Raw genomic sequence first — 18999 nt, forward strand, 5'->3', positions numbered from 1 at the left:
CGCGACCGCCCGAAAGGCTTCACGTCGTTCGAAACAGTCCGGCGCCCAGACTCCGGGCGCCGGAACGGGTCAGGTCAGCGCACCGGCGGTGAGTACTGCAGACCACCCTTGTTCCACAGGGCATTGAGGCCACGCTTGATCTTCAGATCGCTGCCGTCGCCGACGTTGCGGTCGAAGATCTCGCCGTAGTTACCCACTTGCTTGACGATCTGCACTGCCCAATCCTTCGGCAGCTTGAGGTCCTTGCCATAGTCACCCTCGGCGCCGAGCAGGCGCGCGACGTCCGGGTTCTTGGTGCTCTTGGCCTGTTCCTCGACGTTCTTCGAGTTGATGCCCAGTTCCTCGGCGTTGAGCATCGCGAAGAGCGTCCAGCGGGCGATGTCGAACCACTCTTCGTCGCCCTGGCGTACAGCCGGGCCGAGGGGTTCCTTGGAGATCACTTCCGGCAGCACCACATACTCATCCGGCGCGGCCAGCTTGATGCGCTGGGCGTAGAGCTGCGACTGGTCGGAGGTCAGCACGTCGCAACGACCGGACTCCAGCGACTTGGCGCTTTCGTCGGAGGTGTCGTAGGTGATCGGGGTGTACTTTAGGTTGTTGGAACGGAAGTAGTCGGACAGGTTGAGCTCGGTGGTGGTGCCGGCCTGGATGCACACGGTGGCGCCGTCGAGTTCCTTGGCGCTGGAGACGCTGAGCTTCTTGTTCACCAGGAAGCCCTGGCCGTCGTAGTAGGTCACACCGACGAAGTTCAGGCCCATGGCGCTGTCGCGGGAGCTGGTCCAGGTGGTATTGCGCGAAAGGATGTCGATCTCGCCGGACTGCAGCGCGGTGAAGCGCTCCTTGGCGGTCAGCGGACTGTACTTGACCTTGCTCGCGTCGCCGAACACGGCCGCGGCAACTGCGCGGCAGACATCGACGTCGATGCCCTTGTACTGGCCCTTGGCGTCGGCATACGAGAAGCCGGGAAGACCGTCACTGATACCGCACTGCACGTAGCCTTTCTTCTTCACAGCATCCAGGGTCGCGCCGGCGTGGGCGAGCCCACTGATGCCGAACACGGCGGCGGTGGTCAGCACTGCCAGGGTGGATTTCACCATCTTCATCGATCTTCTCCGTTGCTTTTTTAGTGTTTTGGAGTCCCGGTTCCACCGCCGTACCCTCGTGAGGCACCAGCAAGACAACAAACGGGATGGAGACCTGAAGGTGAGTCTAGACGGCTCCGAAAAACCTATCGGAAACCGCGAACACACCTTCGAGCGCGCAGGTTGTGCGCGCTGGAACGGGTATCAAGGGATCATTGCGTGTGAAGGCGAAGGCCCGCCGCGCCGACTGTTGACCGCAGCCGACGACGACGGGCCCTGAAGCAGCCCAAGACCTTAGCGGCGCCACTTCCGGTACAGCTTTCCGGATGGGGTCGGTAGAGTGTTACCGGAAGTGGGGCCGCACAGCCTGGAACCTGTGATAGCAAGGGTCGTACCAGAGCGCGTTACCGCCTGTATTTTTTCAGCGTCAAGTCCCACAAGTTATGGCCATGCGACATCTTCTTGCATGTGCCCTCCATCGTTTCATCCGCGCCGCGCCCCTTCCTAGAGCGCCCGCCCCAACCTGGAGCACCCATGACCCAGCCCCTGATCCTTGACCCGTCCCTGCCGGCCGACTCCTGCGTCATTTGGTTGCACGGCCTGGGGGCCGACCGTTACGACTTCGAGCCGGTAGCACAGGCGCTGCAGCGCTCGTTCACCACCACGCGTTTCATCCTGCCCCAGGCGCCGACCCGACCGGTCACCGTGTTCAACGGCATGCCCGCGCCGAGCTGGTACGACATCCTCGCCATGGCCCCGGCTCGCGCTATCGACGAAGCACAGCTGGAGGCCTCGGCCGACAGCGTGATCGCGCTGATCCAGGGACAGATCGACCAGGGCATCGCGGCCAAGCGCATCATCCTCGCCGGCTTCTCCCAGGGCGGCGCCGTGGTACTGCACACCGGTTACCTGCGCTGGGACGGCGAACTGGGCGGTGTCATGGCGCTCTCCACCTATGGACCGACATTCAGCGAAGGCATAAGCCTGCCGGCTACAAAAAGACAACTGTCCGCGCTTTGCCTGCATGGCACTTTCGACGACGTGGTGCTACCCGCCATGGGCCGCGCCGCTTACGATTTCCTGCAGGCCAACGAGGTGCCCGTCCAGTGGCGCACCTATCCGATGAGCCACGAAGTGAGCAACGAGGAACTCGGCGATATCGGCGCTTGGCTGCGGGAACGTCTGTGATCCCCACACCCTGCGGAGAACAATAAGAAGCATGAACGCCCCGATCAGCAGCCTGCGTGACGTCGAAGCCCTGGAACAGGTCCCGCTGCAGGACCGCGACCTACCACCCAACACCTATGAACTGCTGCGCCGCTCGGCCCAGCAGTTCGGCCCGTCCACTGCCCTGACCTTCCTGCTGCAGGGCTCGGCGGCCGAAGAGCCGCTGCGGGTCAGCTACGCGGAGCTGTTCGCCCGCGTCACGCAAGCGGCGAACGCCTTCCATCGCCTGGGTGTACGGCCGGGCACCTCGGTGTCGTTCCTGCTGCCCAACCTGCCGCAGACGCACTACGTGATCTGGGGCGGCGAAGCAGCGGGGATCGTCAACGCAATCAACCCGCTGCTCGATCCCGAGCACATCGCCGAGCTGGTGCGTGCCGCCGACTCCCGCGTGCTGGTCACCCTGGCGCCCTTCCCCGGCACCGACCTCTGGAACAAGGTGGCGGCCCTGCGCGACCACCTGCCCGAACTCAACGCCATCGTTACCGTCGACATCGCCAACCTGCTGCCCGAACCGCAGCGCTCGGCGATCAAGGCGCAGCGTGGCGCCCTGCCAGACGGCGTGCTGGACTTCGACGAACTGCTCGCCCAGTGCCCGGACGACCACCTGGAAAGCGGCCGGGTGATCGGCCCCGACGAAGTCGCCTCCTACTTCCATACCGGCGGCACCACCGGCACGCCCAAGCTGGCGCCGCACAGCCATTTCAACGAAGTGGCAATGGCCGAGATCATGGGCCTGAACTCCGACTACGACGGCCACGACGTGCTGCTCTGCGGCCTGCCGCTGTTCCACGTCAACGGCGTGATGGTCAGCGGCCTCGCGCCTTTCATGCGCGGCGGCGAAGTACTGCTGGCCGGACCACAGGGCTACCGCAACCCGACGCTGATCCAGGACTTCTGGAAGCTGGTGGAACGCTACAAGGTCACCAGCTTCAGCGGCGTGCCGACCATCTACGCCGCCCTGCTGCAAGTGCCAAGCGAAGGCCGCGACCTCTCCAGCCTGCGCTTCGCCCTGTGCGGCGCGGCGCCGATGCCGGTGGAGCTGATCCGCCAGTTCGAGGCGAAGACGGGCCTGAAGGTCATCGAAGGCTACGGCATGACCGAAGGCACCTGCGGCACCAGCTGCAACCCGCGTGGCGGCGAGCGCCGTCCGGGCTCCATCGGCCTGCGCCTGCCCTACTGCGAGCTGAAGTCGGTGATCCTCGACGGCGACGGCCAGTACCTGCGCGATGCCGCCGTGGACGAGATCGGCAACATCTGCCTGCGCGGCCCCACCGTGTTCAAGGGCTACCTGCAGGCCAGCAAGAACAAGGACATCTGGGTCGACGGCGACTGGTTCAACACCGGCGACCTGGGCCGCATCGATGCCGACGGCTACATCTGGCTCACCGGCCGCAGCAAGGACCTGATCATCCGCGGCGGGCACAACATCGACCCGCAGATGATCGAGGAAGCCCTGCACCGCCATCCCGCCGTGGCCATGGCCGCTGCCGTGGGCAAGCCATGCCTGAAGGCCGGCGAGCTGCCGGTGGTGTACATCCAGTTGAAGCCCGGCATGCAGGCCAGCGAGGCGGAACTGCTGGAGCATGCAGCGAAGCACGTGCCCGAGCGCGCGGCGGTACCCAAGGACGTCTGGCTGCTGGACGCGATTCCGGTCACGGCGGTAGGCAAGACCTTCAAGCCGGCGCTGCGCCTGGACGCCATTCGTCGCGTGCTGGAAGACGAGACCCGGCACCTCGACCCGCGCCCGCACATCGAGGTGGTCGCCGATGACCGCTTTGGTCAGAAAGCACGGCTTTTCGTCGGCGCCCTCGACCTAGACTCACGCGCCGTACTGGCCGATCGACTGGGCGGTTACGCGGTGCACATCGAGCTGCTGGAAAGCTGATGAAACACCGGCCGACCGCCGGTCGGCCGGGCCTGGCCGCGAATTGCCAGTAATCAAATCTGACTAATACTGATGTCTCAATGTGCGATCCGGACTACAGGGAGAGTCAGTCGTGCACATCATCAGCTATCGCCTGTCCTCCGCTGCGCCATGAAAGCCGCGCAGTGGAACGAGGACGTTCGCCAACTCCAGCACTTGCGTCTGTTCCAGAACGTGGCCGCGGCCAACCTGGAACGGCTGCTCAAGGATTTCCGCGCCTGCGAACTCGAGCGCGGGGAAATCCTGTTGTCACCGTTCAACCGCAACCATTTCCTTTATATGGTGCTCGAGGGCCAGCTCACGGTGTACCTCGGCTCCCTCGACAACCAGCCGGTCACCACCCTGCGTCCAGGTGAATGCGCCGGCGAAATCAGCTTCATCGACAGCGACCACCCTTCCGCCTACGTCGTCGCCAGCGAACCGACCACTGTGCTGCGCCTTCATCGCGAAGCGCTGATCGGTCTGTTCGAGCACTCCCCGCAGGTCATGCAGAACCTCCTTTCGGTGCTGTGCGAGCGTGTGCGCCAGGGCAACCGGATCATTCTCGATACCGAGCAGAACGCCAACATCGACACCCTCACCGGGCTGTTCAACCGCCGCTGGCTCGAGCACATCTACGACCGCGAGAGCACACGCTGCGCCTTCAACGAACAGCCGATGTGCATGCTCATGCTCGATGTCGATCACTTCAAGAACTACAACGACGAGCACGGCCACCTGGCCGGCGACTACGCGCTGTGCCTGGTCGCCCACACCCTGCGCAGCCAGTTGCGGCCCAAGGACAGCATGGCGCGCTTTGGCGGCGAGGAGTTCGTCATCCTGCTGCCGGAGATCGCCATCGAGGAAGCCCGGCGCATCGGCAACCGCCTGCGCCAGAGCCTCGAGCAGGTCAGCTCCTTCTACTCGCCGGTGGGCGTGCTGCCCGGCGTTACCGTCTCCCTCGGCCTGGCCGAGATGGACTTCCAGGAAAACCTGCCCAGCCTCATCCTGCGCGCCGACAGCGCCCTCTACCAGGCCAAGCAGAAAGGCCGGAACTGCCTCTGCGGCTGATCGCCCACTGCCCATGTCCTTTTGCTAGAGTCGGCGGCCTATAACAAGAAAGCTGGGAAGCTGACATGCGCAAACTGCTGATCGTACTGCTCGTCCTGCTGGCCGTTGGCCTGGGGATCTTCTTCAACCTGCCCGGTTATCTCGACCGCCAGATGAACACGGTGGTCAGCCCGCCACCCTATTCCGCCTCGCCCGAGGCGCAGGCGCTGCACAGGACCCTGTTCGTCGCCGACCTGCATGACGACGCCCTGCTCTGGGACCGCAACCTGCTGGATCGCCACGACCACGGACACACCGACCTGCCGCGCCTGATCGAGGGCAACGTCGGCCTGCAGGTGTTCTCCACCGTCACCAAGACCCCGCGCGGTCTCAACTACGAAAGCAACAGCGCCGACAGCGACAACATCACCCCGCTGATCATCGCCCAGCGCTGGCCGGCGCGGACCTGGAACAGCCTGCTGGAACGCGCCCTCTACCAGGGCGAACTGCTGGACAAGGCCGCTGCCGACAGCCACGGCAAGCTCACCCTGATCCGCAGCCGCGACGACCTGAGCCGTTACCTCGCCGCCTGGCAGAAAGACCCGAAACAGCTTGCCGGCATCCTCGCCACCGAAGGCTTGCACCCGCTGGAAGGCAAGCTGGAGAACATCGACCGCATGTACGACGCGGGCTTTCGCATCATGGGCCTGACCCACTTCTTCGATAACGAAGTCGGCGGTTCCGCCCACGGCCTGAAGAAAGGCGGGTTGACCGAGTTCGGCCGCGAAGTCATCCCGCGCCTGGAAGACAAGAAGATGCTGGTGGACCTGGCCCACGCCTCGCGTCCGCTGATCGACGACGTACTGGCCATCGCCAAGCGCCCGGTGATCGTTTCCCACACCGGCGTCGCCGGCACCTGCCCCGGCCCGCGCAACCTGACCGACGCCCACCTGCGCGGCATCGCCAACACGGGCGGCGTGATCGGTATCGGCTACTGGGATGGCGCGGTCTGCGAGCCGTCCGTGGGGGCCATCGTCAAGGCGATGCGCTACGCCGCCGACAAGGTGGGCGTCGAGCACATTGCACTGGGCTCGGACTTCGACGGCGCGGTGAACGCCCCCTTCGACACCACCGGCCTGGCGCAACTGACCCAGGGCCTGGCCAAGGCCGGTTTCAGCAATGAAGACATCGCCGCGATCATGGGCGGCAACGTGCGCCGACTGCTGTTGGAGAACCTTCCGTAGCGCCAGTCAAGCCCCTGGATGCCCGTGGCACTTCGCCCTGCGGGCATCTTGCATTACACTGGCGGCCGTTCATTCCTTAACCAACACGAGACAGCCGTGCTTAAAGCACTCAAGAAAATCTTCAGCAAGGGCGACGGCGAGCAACCCGTAGCCACTCCAGCGGCCCCCGCTCCCGCCGCCGAAAAGCCCGCCCAGAGCGGTGAGAAACGTCCGCGCAAACCGCGCACTCCGCGTCCGGAAGGCGAATCCGCCGAGAAACCGGCCCGCGCTCCCAAGGGCGACAAGCCCCGCGCCGAGCGTTCCGACAAGAGCGAACGCGGCGAAAAGACCGAGAAAACCGAACGCGCCGAGAAACCGCGTGAACCCAGGACCGACAAGCCGCGCCGCGAACGCAAGCCGCGCCCGCCGGTAGTGGACAACTGGAAGCTGGAAGACTTCGTGGTCGAGCCGGCTGAAGGCAAGACCCGTTTCCACGACTTCAACCTTGACCCGCGTCTGATGCATGCCATCCATGACCTGGGCTTCCCCTACTGCACGCCGATCCAGGCGCAGGTGCTGGGCTTCACCCTCAAAGGTCAGGACGCCATCGGTCGCGCCCAGACCGGTACCGGCAAGACCGCCGCGTTCCTCATCTCGATCATCACCCAACTGCTGCAGACCCCGCCGCCGAAAGAGCGCTACATGGGTGAGCCGCGCGCGCTGATCATCGCGCCGACCCGCGAACTGGTGGTACAGATCGCCAACGACGCGCTCGGCCTGGCCAAGTACACCGGCCTGAACGTGATGAGCTTCGTCGGCGGCATGGACTTCGACAAGCAACTGCGCACCCTGGAATCGCGCTTCTGCGACATCCTGGTGGCCACCCCGGGCCGCCTGCTGGACTTCAACCAGCGCGGCGAGGTGCACCTGGACATGGTCGAGGTGATGGTGCTGGACGAAGCCGACCGCATGCTCGACATGGGCTTCATCCCGCAGGTCCGCCAGATCATCCGCCAGACCCCGTACAAGGGCGAGCGCCAGACCCTGCTGTTCTCCGCCACCTTCACCGACGACGTGATGAACCTGGCCAAGCAGTGGACCGTCGACCCCGCCATCGTCGAGATCGAGCCGGAGAACGTCGCCAGCGATACCGTCGAGCAGCACGTCTATGCCGTGGCCGGCAGCGACAAGTACAAGCTGCTGTACAACCTGATCGCGCAGAACGACTGGACCCGCGTGATGGTCTTCGCCAACCGCAAGGACGAAGTGCGCCGCATCGAGGAACGCCTGACCAAGGACGGCATCAGCGCCGCCCAGATGTCCGGCGACGTGCCGCAGCACAAGCGCATCAAGGTCCTGGAAGGCTTCCGCGAGGGCAAGATCCGCGTCCTGGTCGCCACCGACGTCGCCGGCCGCGGCATCCACGTCGACGGCATCAGCCACGTGATCAACTTCACCCTGCCCGAAGATCCGGACGACTACGTGCACCGCATCGGCCGTACCGGCCGCGCCGGCAGCACCGGTACTTCCATCAGCTTCGCTGGCGAGGACGATGCCTTCGCCCTGCCGCCGATCGAGGAACTGCTGGGCCGCAAGATCAACTGCGAGATGCCGCCGACCGAGCTGCTCAAGCCGGTTCCGCGCAAGCACTGATCCGCCGCTGCACCAGCTTTCTGCTCCAAAACAAGGCGAAGCCACCCGGCTTCGCCTTTTTTGTTTCCACCTGACGTTACGTCCGGTGACGCCTCCTCCTCTCCCCTGCTGAAACGCACGCCTGTCCCCGCGCCAGAGCCTCGCGTTTTTCCCGCCGGACCCGCTGGGACGACCGTACGGGATTCCCCGCAAACAATGGCACCGCGCCATCCCTGTCAAGAAATCAGCCCCACCCCGGCCATTTCCGCTCAGTTTTATTTACAGACGTAAAATAATTCGCACGCTTCTTGCAAAGCACGCGAGAACAATTCCAAGAACTCGTCGGAATCCTCCCATGCCCTTGCGCGCCAAACTTGCTCTGAGTTTCCTCTCGGTCGGCCTAATCCCCGTGCTGGTGATGGCCATCGTGGTCTATCTCCAGGCCAGCCGAGCCCTCGAAGAACAAAGCCTGAACGCCCTGGAGGCGGTCGCCAGCATCAAGCAGCGGCAGCTGATGGACGCATGGAAGGCCCGTAACGACCAGCTCAGCAGCCTGGCCACCAACCTGGGCAGCAACTACGCGGGGCTGGACAGCGAATCCCTGGTGACCACCGCCAACTACGACCGCCCGGTGTTCGAGAACTTCATCAAGACCTTCGGCTACCGCGAACTGCGCCTGGTGGCCGGCGACGGCAAGGTGGTGTTCAGCCTCGGCCGCGGTGTCGATTACCAGCAGAACATCGGTGATCCGCAATGGCGCGACACCCCGTTCGGCAAATTCCTCCGCACCGCGCTGGACAGCGGCAAGGCCAGCATCAGCGACCTGGAGCAGGCGCCCAACGACCAGCAACCCGTGCAATGGCTGGCCGCGCCGATCAAGGACAACGGCAAGCTGCAATTGCTGCTGGTGCTGGAGCTACCGCTCGCCGCGATCAACGAGGTGATGCAGAACCGCCAGGGCCTGGGCGACGACGGCGAGACCTACCTGGTGGGCAGCGACGGCAGCCTGCGCTCGGACTCGGCGCGCTTCGCCGATCACCACGTGCGCCGCGACAAGGAAAGCCCCACTGCCCTCCCAGGGCTGGCCATCGAGAAGGCCCTGGCCGGCGAACAAGGTCGCCTCACCGAGATCGGACTGAGCAACGAGCCAGCGCTGAAGTCCTTCGTCCCGCTGAACCTCGATGGCCTGCACTGGGCGCTGGTGGCGGAGATGGACCAGGCCCAGGCCTTCGCCCCGGTGCGCAAGCTGATGTGGCAGATACTCGTGCTCGGCCTGCTGACTCTGGTGGGCGTGGCCGCCGGCACCTGGCTGGTCAGCCGCAGCGTGATGCGCCCGCTGGGCGGCGAACCCGCCAACATGGCCGCTTTGGCCCAACGCCTGGCCAGCGGCGAACTGAAGCTCGGCAACGATGCCGCCGCCAGCAGTGGCCTGATGCAGGCCCTGCGCGAGATGACCGTGGCCTGGCGCCAGGTGGTCGAACGCCTGCGCCAGGCCAGCGAGGCCGTGGGCAACGCCAGCGGCGACATCCTCGATGCGGCCGGGCGCACCAGCAGCCACCTCGACCAGCAGCAGGAAGCGCTGGAAATGGTAGTCAGCGCCGTCGACCAGATGGCCGCCACCGTGCAGGAAATCGCCGGCAGCGCCAGCCGCAGCGCCGATGGCAGCGCCGCCGCGCGCCAGGCCTTCGTCGCCATGCAGGGCACCCTGCAGCACATGATCGGCCGCCAGGACCAACTGCTGGTCGGGCTGCGCCAGGCCGACGGCGTGGTGCAGACCCTGGCCGGCGAGAGCCAGCAGATCGGCTCGGTGCTGGACGTGATCCGCTCCATCGCCGAACAGACCAACCTGCTCGCCCTCAACGCTGCCATCGAAGCCGCCCGCGCCGGCGAAGCGGGCCGTGGCTTCGCCGTGGTCGCCGACGAAGTGCGCAGCCTTGCCCAGCGCACCCGCAGCGCCACCGACGAGATCGTCGCCATCGTCGGCAGCCTGGGCGACTCCTCCGTCCAGGCGCAGTCGAGCATGAGCGGCGCCAGCGAGCAGGCCCACACCCTGGAGCAGGACACCCAGGCGGTGATCGAAGCCCTCGGCGCGCTGGACGACTCACTGCAGGGCGTGCACGCCATGGCCTTCCAGATCGCCGCCGCCGCCGAACAGCAGGCCGCCACGACCCAGGAAGTGAACCAGCACATGCACCGCCTGAGCGACATGACCGTGGAAAACCGCAAGACCGCCGCGCACACCCGCGATTGCGGCGAGCACCTGCGCCGCGTAGCCGGCAGCCAGGAGGAATTGGTGGCGCAGTTCAAGCTGTAACCGCCCGCGTCTTCTCCCGTAGGAGCGGAGCTTCTCCGCGATGCGGCCGACAGGCCGCCACTGCTGCCGCGGTGATCGCGGACAAGGTCCGCTCCTACGACGGCACGCCACCCGACCACCCGCGCTTGTCGACAAAGACAATCGAGTCCAGAATGGAAAAATAAATCCACATTTGGAGTCTCGCCATGTCCGCCGCCACGCCTTTCACCCTCAATCAGGCCGACGCCGAACGCCTGCTGGAACGAGTCGACGTGCTCCAGGCGATGCGCGACATGTTTGTCGAACTGGCCGCTGGCAGCGCCGTGCAGCCCGCGCAGCAGCTGGTGGAATTCCCCAATGGTGGCGGCGACTTCATCAACTACCTGGGCGTGCTGGCCTCGCAGAAGGTCTACGGCGTGAAGACCTCGCCGTACATCGTGCGCCAGCCCAAGTCGCTGGTCACCGCGTGGAGCCTGCTGATGTCCATGGAGAGCGGCCAGCCGCTGCTGCTGTGCGACGCCGGCAGCCTGACCACCGCGCGTACCGCCGCTACCACCGCCCTCGCCGTGCAGGAACTGGCCCGCCCGGACGCCAAGCGCCTGGCCATTGTCGGCAGCGGCCCGGTCGCCCGTGCGCACCTGCGCTATGTCGCTGGCGTGCGCGACTGGCAGAGCATCCGCGTCTACTCGCCGAACCTGAATGCCGGCGTGCTGGCCCAGTTCGGTGCCATCGACTCCCGCGCCGAACCGGCTACCAGCGTCGAGTCCGCCGTGGCCGACGCCGACGTGGTGCTGCTGTGCACCTCTTCCGGCACCCCGGTGCTCGACCCGGCGATCCTCACCAAACCCGCGCTGATCACCTCCATCAGCACCAACGTCGCCCGCGCCCACGAAGTCCCGCCGCAGTCGCTGTCGCAGATGGACGTGTACTGCGACTACCGCGCCACCACCCCGGCCTCCGCCGGAGAGATGCACCTGGCCCGCGAGGAGCACGGCTGGGATGACAACATCCTCGGCGACCTGCCGGAACTGGTCAGCGCCCGCGCCGCCAAGCCGGACTACCAGCGCCACGCCTTCTTCCGCTCCATCGGCCTGGGCCTGGAAGACGTCGCTCTGGCCAATGCGCTCTACCATCTGCAACTGAAGAACGCCTGAGCCGGAGACGAACATGATCGAAGTCGACTTCCTCATCATCGGCGGCGGCATCGCCGGCGCCTCCACCGGCTACTTCCTCTCCCGCCACGGCAAGGTCGCCGTGCTGGAGCGCGAGTCCCACGCCGGCTACCACTCCACCGGCCGCTCGGCAGCGCTCTACACCGTCGCCTACGGCACGCCGCAGGTGCGTGCGCTGACCGCGGCCAGCCGCGCCTTCTTCGACAATCCGCCGGAGGGCTTCGTCGAACACCCGATCCTCACCCCGCGCGGCGAGATGACCGTGGACTTCGAAGGCAATCCGGAAGAGCTCCAGCGTCAGTACGAGAGTGCCCTCGCCAGCGTGCCGGAAATGCGCCTGCTCAACGCCGACGAAGCCTGCGCCATCGTCCCCGTGCTGCGTCGCGAAAAAGTCCATGGCGCGATGCTCGACCCGAGCGCCGCCGACATCGACACCGACGGCCTGCTGCAAGGCTACCTGCGCGGCATCCGCCGCAACGGCGGCAACGTCCAGCTCGATAGCGAAGCCCTGGAAATCAGCCGCGTCGACGACGCCTGGGAAGTACGCTGCACGCAGCAAACCTACCGTGCGCCGGTGCTGGTCAACGCTGCCGGTAGCTGGTCGGACAAGATCGCCGAACTGGCCGGTGCCGCGCCGCTGGGCCTGACACCCAAGCGCCGCGCCGCCTTCCTGTTCAGCCCGCCGGAAGGCGTGGACAGCCACGCCTGGCCGGTGCTGGTGAGCCTGGACGAATCCTTCTACTTCAAGCCCGACGCCGGCATGCTGCTCGGCTCGCCGGCCAACGCCGACCCGGTGGAGCCCCACGACGTGCAGCCCGAAGAGCTGGACATCGCCCTGGGCATCTACCAGATCGAGGAACACACCACCCTCAGCATCCGCCGCCCGAGCCACACCTGGGCGGGGCTGCGTTCGTTCTTCGCCGACGGCGATCTGGTGTCCGGCTACGACCCGGCCACGCCGGGCCTGTACTGGGTCGCCGGCCAGGGCGGCTATGGCATCCAGACCTCGGCGGCGATGGGTGAAGCCAGCGCCGCGCTGATCCGCCGTGAAGCACTGCCCGAGCATCTGACCCGCCATGGCCTGACTGCCGAGATGCTTTCCCCGGCGCGCCTGCTGGCCAAGTGAGCCGCCGACCGTGACAGCCCGCGGGCGCTTGCGGCACACTCGCCAGCGCCCGTTTCATCGTCCGCCTCATCGCCCCGAGAGCCTTGCCCATGACCGCCGCTGATCCGCTGGACAACTACAAGGCCATCGCCGACGCCATCGCCGCGCTGTTCTTCCCCCACGCCGAAGTCGTCATCCACGACCTGCGCAACCAGCGCGTGGCGTACCTGGCGAACAACATCTCCAAGCGCGAGATCGGCGACGACTCGGCCCTGGAAGACATGCTCGAAGGCGGCCACGACGAGCGCAACATCGGCCCCTACGAGAAGCTCAACTGGGACGGCCAGAAGATCCGTTCCATCAGTACCGTGCTACGCGACGCCAAGGGCGAGCCGCTGGCGGTGTTGTGCATCAACCTCAACATCACCCTGTTCGAGACCGCCAAGGCGGCGCTCGACCTGTTCCTGTCCTCGAACAAGATCGTGCCGCAGCCCGATGCGCTGTTCCGTGATGACTGGCAGGAGCGCATCAATACCTTCCTTCATGCCTGGCTGCGGCAGCGCCAGCTGAGCCTTTCCACCCTCAGCCGCGACCACAAGCGCGAGCTGGTTCTGGCCCTGCATGCTGAAGGCGCGTTCAAGGGCAAGAGTGCGGCGAACTATGTGGCCAACGTGCTGAACATGGGGCGGGCGACGGTGTACAAGCACCTGAAGGAGTTGAAGGAGGAGGTCTGAGCCGCCCCCTTCCCTCCTGCTCGCAAACCGAGCGGCGGATGCCAATCGCGGACAAGGTCCGCTCCTACAGGATCAAGAGACCCTCACCCTAACCCTACCTGCGCGCCCCGTTCCTCAAGCGGTAGAGGGAACCGTTCGGTGCAGGATGGGACCTCAACCTCAGCCGGCACGGGCAGCCCCCTCTCCCTCAGGGAGAGGGTTGGGGTGAGGGGGAGCGCAAACACAGGCTTTCAAGAGAAGACAGTTGCTCCTGCACTTCTCTGCTTTTGCCTTGGCTTTTTCGACTCCCAGAGAAACACCCGCGCACTCCGGACTGCCCAGTTCAGGAGGCCTCGTCCGGGGCAAGCCTTTTGGTTACTTTCTGGGGGCGGCCATCCGTCGTTTGAGAAAGTGACTCGCCCGAGGGGGCGAAACAAAAAGTCAGCCCGCACGCAGAAGCGGCGCAGAAATGCCCAAGCCAAGCGCCTCGATTCCAGGGCATGCCCAGCATGGGTATCGCAAGCTCGCGGAACGCCGCCCGCCTCATCCTACGAAAGCGCTGATCGGCAGGGGCGGAAGGGCGCGGTTCGCGAGCAAGTTCGCTCCTACGAAAAGCAAAAGGCCGCCCGAAGGCGGCCTTTGCTGCAACGGGGCGGGAAGATCAATCCCCGTAGATATCGCTCTTGAAGTACTTGCCCTCGATTTCCTTGTACTTGCCATTGGCACGCAGTGCGTCGATGGCGGCGTTCAGTTGGCCGACCAGCTCGGTGTTGCCCTTGCGCACCGCGATGCCGGCGCCCTCGCCGAAGTATTTCGGGTCCTTGAATTCCGGCCCGATAAAGGCGAAGCCCTTGCCGCGCGGGGTTTCCAGGAAGCCGATCTCCAGCGGGATGGAGTCCGCGAAAGTACCGTCCAGGCGACCCGCCAGCAGGTCCAGGTAGATCTCGTCCTGGCTGGTGTAGCGCACCACGTTGGCGCCCGCCTTGCCCAGCACTTCGGTGGCGAAACGGTCGGCGGTGGAGCCGCGCTGCACGCCGATGTTCTTGCCCTTGAGCTGGCTGAACTGCTCGTCCAGCTGCGAGCCTTCCTTCATCACCAGGCGGCCCGGGGTGAAGTAGTACTTGTGGGTGAAGTCCACCGAGTGCTTGCGCTCTTCGGTGATGGTGATGGAGGACAGCGCGGCGTCGATCTTGCGCACCTTCAGCGAGGGGATCAGGCCGTCGTACTCCTGCTCGACCCACTGGCACTTGCGCTTCATCTCTTCGCACAGCGCATTGCCGATGTCGTAGTCGAAGCCGGCGATGCCGCCTTCGGGGGTCTTGTAGGCGAAGGGCGGGTAGGCTGCTTCGATGCCGATGCGCAGCGGCTTGTCGTCGGCGTGGGAGAAGGTGGCGAAAGCGGCCAGCATCAGGCCGCCCAGCAGGGCTTTGCGATTCATCGATGAACTCCGTTGTGTGGTCGCCGGGTGCGTGCGCCGGCCGGTACGTCTTGGCAGTGAGTACGGCATCTCTTGGCTCGTCCAGGGGCGCGACGCGAAAGGTCGCAGCGGCATTGCCTTGCCCTCACCCAGGCGAACGACTTCTTGTTCTGGTCCGTCCACGCGCGGGCGCGCGTAAACTTAAAATCCAATCTGGACTAAAAAGTACATAACGTCAATCGCCCTGCGACCGCGCGGCGCACTCCCCTTTGCGACCGCTGCGCTACTCCTTCGGAGGAATGTCGCGCACCGGGCTCTCGCCTTAGTCTGGGAAGCGTTCCAAGGCGATCCGAGGAGGATTCGAATCGATTCTTTCGCATGATTTCCCGTAGCTTCCACGGTTATACATTTGGCAGATGCCCGAAGCCCCCGCGATACGCTCATGTCGCCGGGGCTTTTTCTTTTGTCTGGCGAAAAAGCGCTGCTTGAAGGCCTGGAGCGAGGGCCGCCCTCACCCCAACCCTCTCCCAGGGGGAGAGGGGGCTGATCGGCGTGGAGGCAGGGTTCAGCGTCAGCTGGTGATGGATGCAGGCAAGGCAAAGGGCGGGCGCAAGGCCCGCCGAAGGAGGTCTGTTTCAGCCGCCGCTGAGGTTCATGAAGCGCAGCACCTGTACGTCGCCAACGGTGAACTCGTGGCGAGCGGGCTTGCGCTGCAGGGCGCCGCGCAGGGCTTCGAGGATGGGCTCGTCGTGCAGCGGATGGCGGCGTAGCAGGCCGCGCAGGTCGAGGGAATTTTCGTGGCCCAGGCACAGCAGCAAGCGGCCTTCGGCGGTCAGACGCAGGCGATTGCAGGTCGAGCAGAAGTTGTGCGAATGCGGCGAGATGAAGCCAATGCGCGTACCCGGATGCTTCGCCAGGCGCACATAGCGGGCCGGGCCGCCGCTGTGTTCGGCGCTGTCCAGCAGTTCATGACGCTCGGCGATCAACGCGCGGACTTCATCGCTGGAGCAGAAGCTTTCCTCGCGCTCGCGGCCGACCTGGCCCAGGGGCATTTCCTCGATGAAGCTGATGTCCAGCCCGTGGGCGATGGCGTAGTCCACCAGCGCCGGTACCTCGTCGGCGTTGCGGCCTTTCATCACCACGCAGTTGAGCTTGATGCGCTCGAAGCCGACCTGCTGCGCGGCGTCGATACCCCGCAGTACCTGCTCCAGACGACCCGTGCGGGTAATGGCGGCGAAGCGCTGCGGATCGAGGGTGTCGAGGCTGATGTTGAGGCGGGAAAGGCCGGCCGCCTTGAGATCACCCGCCAATCGGCTGAGCTGCGAGCCGTTGCTGGTCATGCACAGTTCGCGCAACCCCGGCAGCGCGGCGAGGCGCTCACAGAGATGGACGATACCGGGGCGCACCAGCGGTTCGCCGCCGGTAAGGCGCAGCTTCTTCACGCCGCGCTCGACGAAGAGCCGAGCTACCCGTTCGATCTCTTCCAGGGTCAGTACTTGCTGGCGCGGCAGGAAGCGCATGTTTTCCGACATGCAGTAGACGCAGCGGAAGTCGCAGCGGTCGGTTACGGACAGGCGCAGGTAGTCGATCTTGCGGCCTTGGCCGTCGAGCCATTCGGACATGGTTTAGCTCCTTGAACACCACTACCCCCTCACCCCAGCCCGCTCCCAGAGGGAGAGGGGGCAGATCGAAGCGGCGGCGAGTACAACGCTCGCCTGACATTGCAACTATGGAAGTGCCAACGCTCGCCCGGCACGACCGCTCATAGGGCAGAGGACAGCCCCCTCTCCCTTCGGGAGAGGGTTGGGGTGAGGGGACCACGTGAAAGGTCACTGCACCAGCGGCGACTCCGCTCCGTCGAAGACGAAACCATCGATCCGCGCCTCACCGGCCAGCACGCTGATGTACTGGCTGACGGCGCGTTGCAACACCTGGGCACGCAGGTAGCCAGCGATGCGCGGGCGGGCCTCGGCGAAGTCCAGCGGCTCGCCGCCTTCACGCTCGATCAGTTCGACCACGTGCAGGCCGTATCGGCTTTCCAGCGGATGGCCGAGCAGGCCGGGTTGCTGTTGCAGCAGGCGTTTCTCGAACTCGGGAACGGTCTGTCCCGGTTCGATCCAGCCAAGGTCACCGCCCTCGTCTTTCGACGGGCAATCGGAGAAGCGCATGGCTTTTTCGGCGAAGCGTTCGGGATGTTCGCGCAGTTCGGCGAGCAGTTCCTCGGCCTGTTCGCGAGCATTGGCGCGGCCTTCCAGATCGTCCGGCGCACAGCCCAGCAGCACATGGCGCAGACGCATGCGCCAGGGCGAGGTCAGGCGGGTCGGGTTGGCTTCGTACCATTGGCGGCAGCTGGCTTCGTCGGCTTCGGGCACGCCGACCTCACGGTCGATCAGGGCGCGGATGTTCGCCTCTTCGGCGGCCTCGCCCTCCTCGACCTGCCCCGTCACGCCAAGCTCTGCGGCGCGTTGCACCAGCAGTTGGCGCACCACCAGGGCACGGCAGGCGGAGTACAGCGCCTCGGCCTGGCTGGCGGCAGGATGGTATTGCAGCTCGCGGGCCAGTTCGTCCTCGGCGATGGCGACGCCGTTGACTTCGATCTTCGGCAGGTCGACGTGTTCGACCTTGGCTTCGTAGTGGGAGCAACTCATTTCGATTACCTCCAGTATCCCTCTCCCCGACCCTCTCCCTGAAGGGAGAGGGGGAAGAGCATCAGGTAGGGCGAATAACGCGCGAGCGTTATCCGCCGCTTCATCACACAGTGCGACGCTTGGTGCGGACCACCTGGTAGCGGCGGCCGAAGTACCACACCGGGGCGCTGACGATGTGCACCAGGCGGGTGAAGGGGAACAGCACGAACAGGGTCAGGCCCAGGGTCACGTGCAGCTTGTAGACCAGCGATACCGGCGCGATGGCTTCGGCGGCGGCCAGCGGCTGGAAGGTGACGATGGACTGCGCCCAGTTGGCCAGCATGACCATCACCGAACCATCCAGGTGATGGGTGGAGGCGACGATGGTGGACAGGCCGAGGATCAGCTGGACGTAGAGCACCAGCAGGATCATCAGGTCCGACGCATTACCCGTGGCGCGTACGCGCTCGTTGGTCAGGCGGCGCAGGATCAGGCCGGTCAGGCCGATGAAGCAGAGGATGCCGAAGAAGCCACCGGAAACCATTGCCAGCAGTTGCTTCTGCTCGGTGCTGATCAGGTGCTCATAGACCGCATGCGGGGTCAGCAAGCCAACGAAGTGGCCGGCGAGAATGAACAGCACACCGACGTGGAACAGGTTGCTGTAGACCCGCATGCCCTTCTTGCTCAGCATCTGGCTGGAGCCGGCTTTCCAGGTGTATTGCGAGAGGTCGAAGCGCGCCCAGCTGCCGATCAGGCAGATGGCGAGCGCGACGTAGGGGTAGATCCCGAACGCTAGAAGATCGAGGGACATGTTCAGACTCCTTCTCTGGCCGCCCGGTACTGCATCTGCGGCACCGGCTGGGCGACCCACTGCATGGGTTGTTCGGCGGACGTGGAGACGCGGCGAGCGCTGGTGGACGGGCAACCAACAGCGGGCTCGGTGAAGCTCACCGGGGTTTCTTCCCAGGCCTTGTCGATGGCCTCCAGGCTGTCGTCGCGCACTTCCTGCTCGCGGTCGCGCTTGAGCGCGCCGAGGTCGGGCTGCTCGCCGGACAGCGCCAGCAGGCTGTGGAAGACCGCCGCATAGCCGCTGCCGCGTTCTTCGAGGCGCAGGGCGATCAGCGCGAGGATGTGCGCGACTTCGGCCAGGCCGGCGCGGGCCGACTCGGCGTCCTGCAGGGCGAGGAACTCCAGGTACAGCGGCAGGTAGTCCGGCAGCTCGTTGACGTCGATGACCAGGCCCGCCTGGGTGTAGCGGTCCATCAGGTCGACCATCGCCTGGCCACGATCACGGCTTTCGCCGTGCACGTGTTCGAACAGCAGCAGCGAGACCGAGCGACCGCGCTCGAACAGGCCGTCGTAGCGCGCCTGCACATCGAGGATGTCGCCTTTGCACAGCTCGTTGAGCAGCGCGGCGAGGCCATCGCGCTGCTGTTCCGGCAGGTTGCAGGTGCGGATCAGGGCGTGCAGGGCCAGGCTTTCCTCGCGCAGTTCAACGCGCGGGTAGTCCAGCATCAGCGCGCTGAGCTTGAGCAGTTGGCTGTGACTTTCCATT

General features: G+C 65.5%; 15 protein-coding genes. 9 read left to right on the forward strand and 6 right to left on the reverse strand.

The features are described 5' to 3' along the window. Window positions 1–74: 74 nt before the first annotated feature. Window positions 75–1103 carry an amino acid ABC transporter substrate-binding protein gene (locus tag JVX91_RS27335; protein WP_205337157.1) on the reverse strand — a complete coding sequence of 343 codons (1029 nt, stop codon included), beginning with the start codon at window positions 1101–1103 and terminating at the stop codon, window positions 75–77. Window positions 1104–1616: 513 nt separating this feature from the next. On the opposite strand from JVX91_RS27335, the gene JVX91_RS27340 reads away from it, so the two are divergent. The 9 genes from JVX91_RS27340 to JVX91_RS27380 all read left to right on the forward strand — a co-directional run bounded on the left by JVX91_RS27340 (window position 1617) and on the right by JVX91_RS27380 (window position 13421). Next, complete coding sequence (locus JVX91_RS27340) at window positions 1617–2270, forward strand: alpha/beta fold hydrolase (RefSeq protein ID WP_205337158.1); 654 nt, start codon at window positions 1617–1619, stop codon at window positions 2268–2270. Window positions 2271–2301: 31 nt separating this feature from the next. Next, window positions 2302–4194, forward strand: coding sequence for an acyl-CoA synthetase (locus JVX91_RS27345; RefSeq protein ID WP_205337159.1), 1893 nt, complete (start codon window positions 2302–2304; stop codon window positions 4192–4194). Window positions 4195–4344: 150 nt separating this feature from the next. Further along, window positions 4345–5283, forward strand: coding sequence for a GGDEF domain-containing protein (locus tag JVX91_RS27350; protein ID WP_205337160.1), 939 nt, complete (start codon window positions 4345–4347; stop codon window positions 5281–5283). 65 nt (window positions 5284–5348) lie between these two features. Beyond that, window positions 5349–6506 carry a dipeptidase gene (locus JVX91_RS27355; RefSeq protein ID WP_205337161.1) on the forward strand — a complete coding sequence of 386 codons (1158 nt, stop codon included), beginning with the start codon at window positions 5349–5351 and terminating at the stop codon, window positions 6504–6506. A 96-nt stretch (window positions 6507–6602) separates the two neighbouring features. After that, window positions 6603–8138 (forward strand): ATP-dependent RNA helicase RhlB, encoded by a 1536-nt coding sequence (rhlB, locus tag JVX91_RS27360; RefSeq protein ID WP_205337162.1) that lies wholly within the window; start codon window positions 6603–6605, stop codon window positions 8136–8138. A 334-nt stretch (window positions 8139–8472) separates the two neighbouring features. After that, window positions 8473–10431 carry a methyl-accepting chemotaxis protein gene (locus tag JVX91_RS27365; RefSeq protein WP_205337163.1) on the forward strand — a complete coding sequence of 653 codons (1959 nt, stop codon included), beginning with the start codon at window positions 8473–8475 and terminating at the stop codon, window positions 10429–10431. A 185-nt stretch (window positions 10432–10616) separates the two neighbouring features. Beyond that, entirely contained in the window at window positions 10617–11564 is a 948-nt protein-coding gene (locus JVX91_RS27370; protein ID WP_205337164.1) for an ornithine cyclodeaminase family protein, read from the forward strand. A gap of 13 nt (window positions 11565–11577) precedes the next feature. Further along, on the forward strand, window positions 11578–12708 hold the full coding sequence (locus JVX91_RS27375) for an FAD-binding oxidoreductase (protein WP_205337165.1): 1131 nt from the start codon (window positions 11578–11580) through the stop codon (window positions 12706–12708). 89 nt (window positions 12709–12797) lie between these two features. Beyond that, complete coding sequence (locus JVX91_RS27380) at window positions 12798–13421, forward strand: transcriptional regulator (RefSeq protein ID WP_024765819.1); 624 nt, start codon at window positions 12798–12800, stop codon at window positions 13419–13421. Between the two features lie 640 nt (window positions 13422–14061). Here JVX91_RS27380 and JVX91_RS27385 read toward each other — a convergent pair. From JVX91_RS27385 to narJ, 5 genes are all read right to left on the reverse strand, one after another. Beyond that, window positions 14062–14838 (reverse strand): ABC transporter substrate-binding protein, encoded by a 777-nt coding sequence (locus JVX91_RS27385; RefSeq protein WP_138526697.1) that lies wholly within the window; start codon window positions 14836–14838, stop codon window positions 14062–14064. A gap of 614 nt (window positions 14839–15452) precedes the next feature. Further along, a complete protein-coding gene (gene moaA / locus JVX91_RS27390; protein WP_205337166.1) occupies window positions 15453–16439 on the reverse strand; it encodes a GTP 3',8-cyclase MoaA in 987 nt (328 codons plus the stop codon). 207 nt (window positions 16440–16646) lie between these two features. Beyond that, window positions 16647–17465 (reverse strand): peptidylprolyl isomerase, encoded by an 819-nt coding sequence (locus tag JVX91_RS27395; RefSeq protein WP_205337167.1) that lies wholly within the window; start codon window positions 17463–17465, stop codon window positions 16647–16649. 103 nt (window positions 17466–17568) lie between these two features. After that, a complete protein-coding gene (narI, locus tag JVX91_RS27400; protein ID WP_205337168.1) occupies window positions 17569–18255 on the reverse strand; it encodes a respiratory nitrate reductase subunit gamma in 687 nt (228 codons plus the stop codon). A gap of 2 nt (window positions 18256–18257) precedes the next feature. Beyond that, on the reverse strand, window positions 18258–18998 hold the full coding sequence (narJ, locus tag JVX91_RS27405) for a nitrate reductase molybdenum cofactor assembly chaperone (protein WP_205340117.1): 741 nt from the start codon (window positions 18996–18998) through the stop codon (window positions 18258–18260). Window position 18999: the final 1 nt, after the last annotated feature.

Origin of the sequence: Pseudomonas sp. PDNC002 (genome assembly GCF_016919445.1) — a bacterium.
Taxonomy (GTDB): Bacteria; Pseudomonadota; Gammaproteobacteria; order Pseudomonadales; family Pseudomonadaceae; genus Pseudomonas.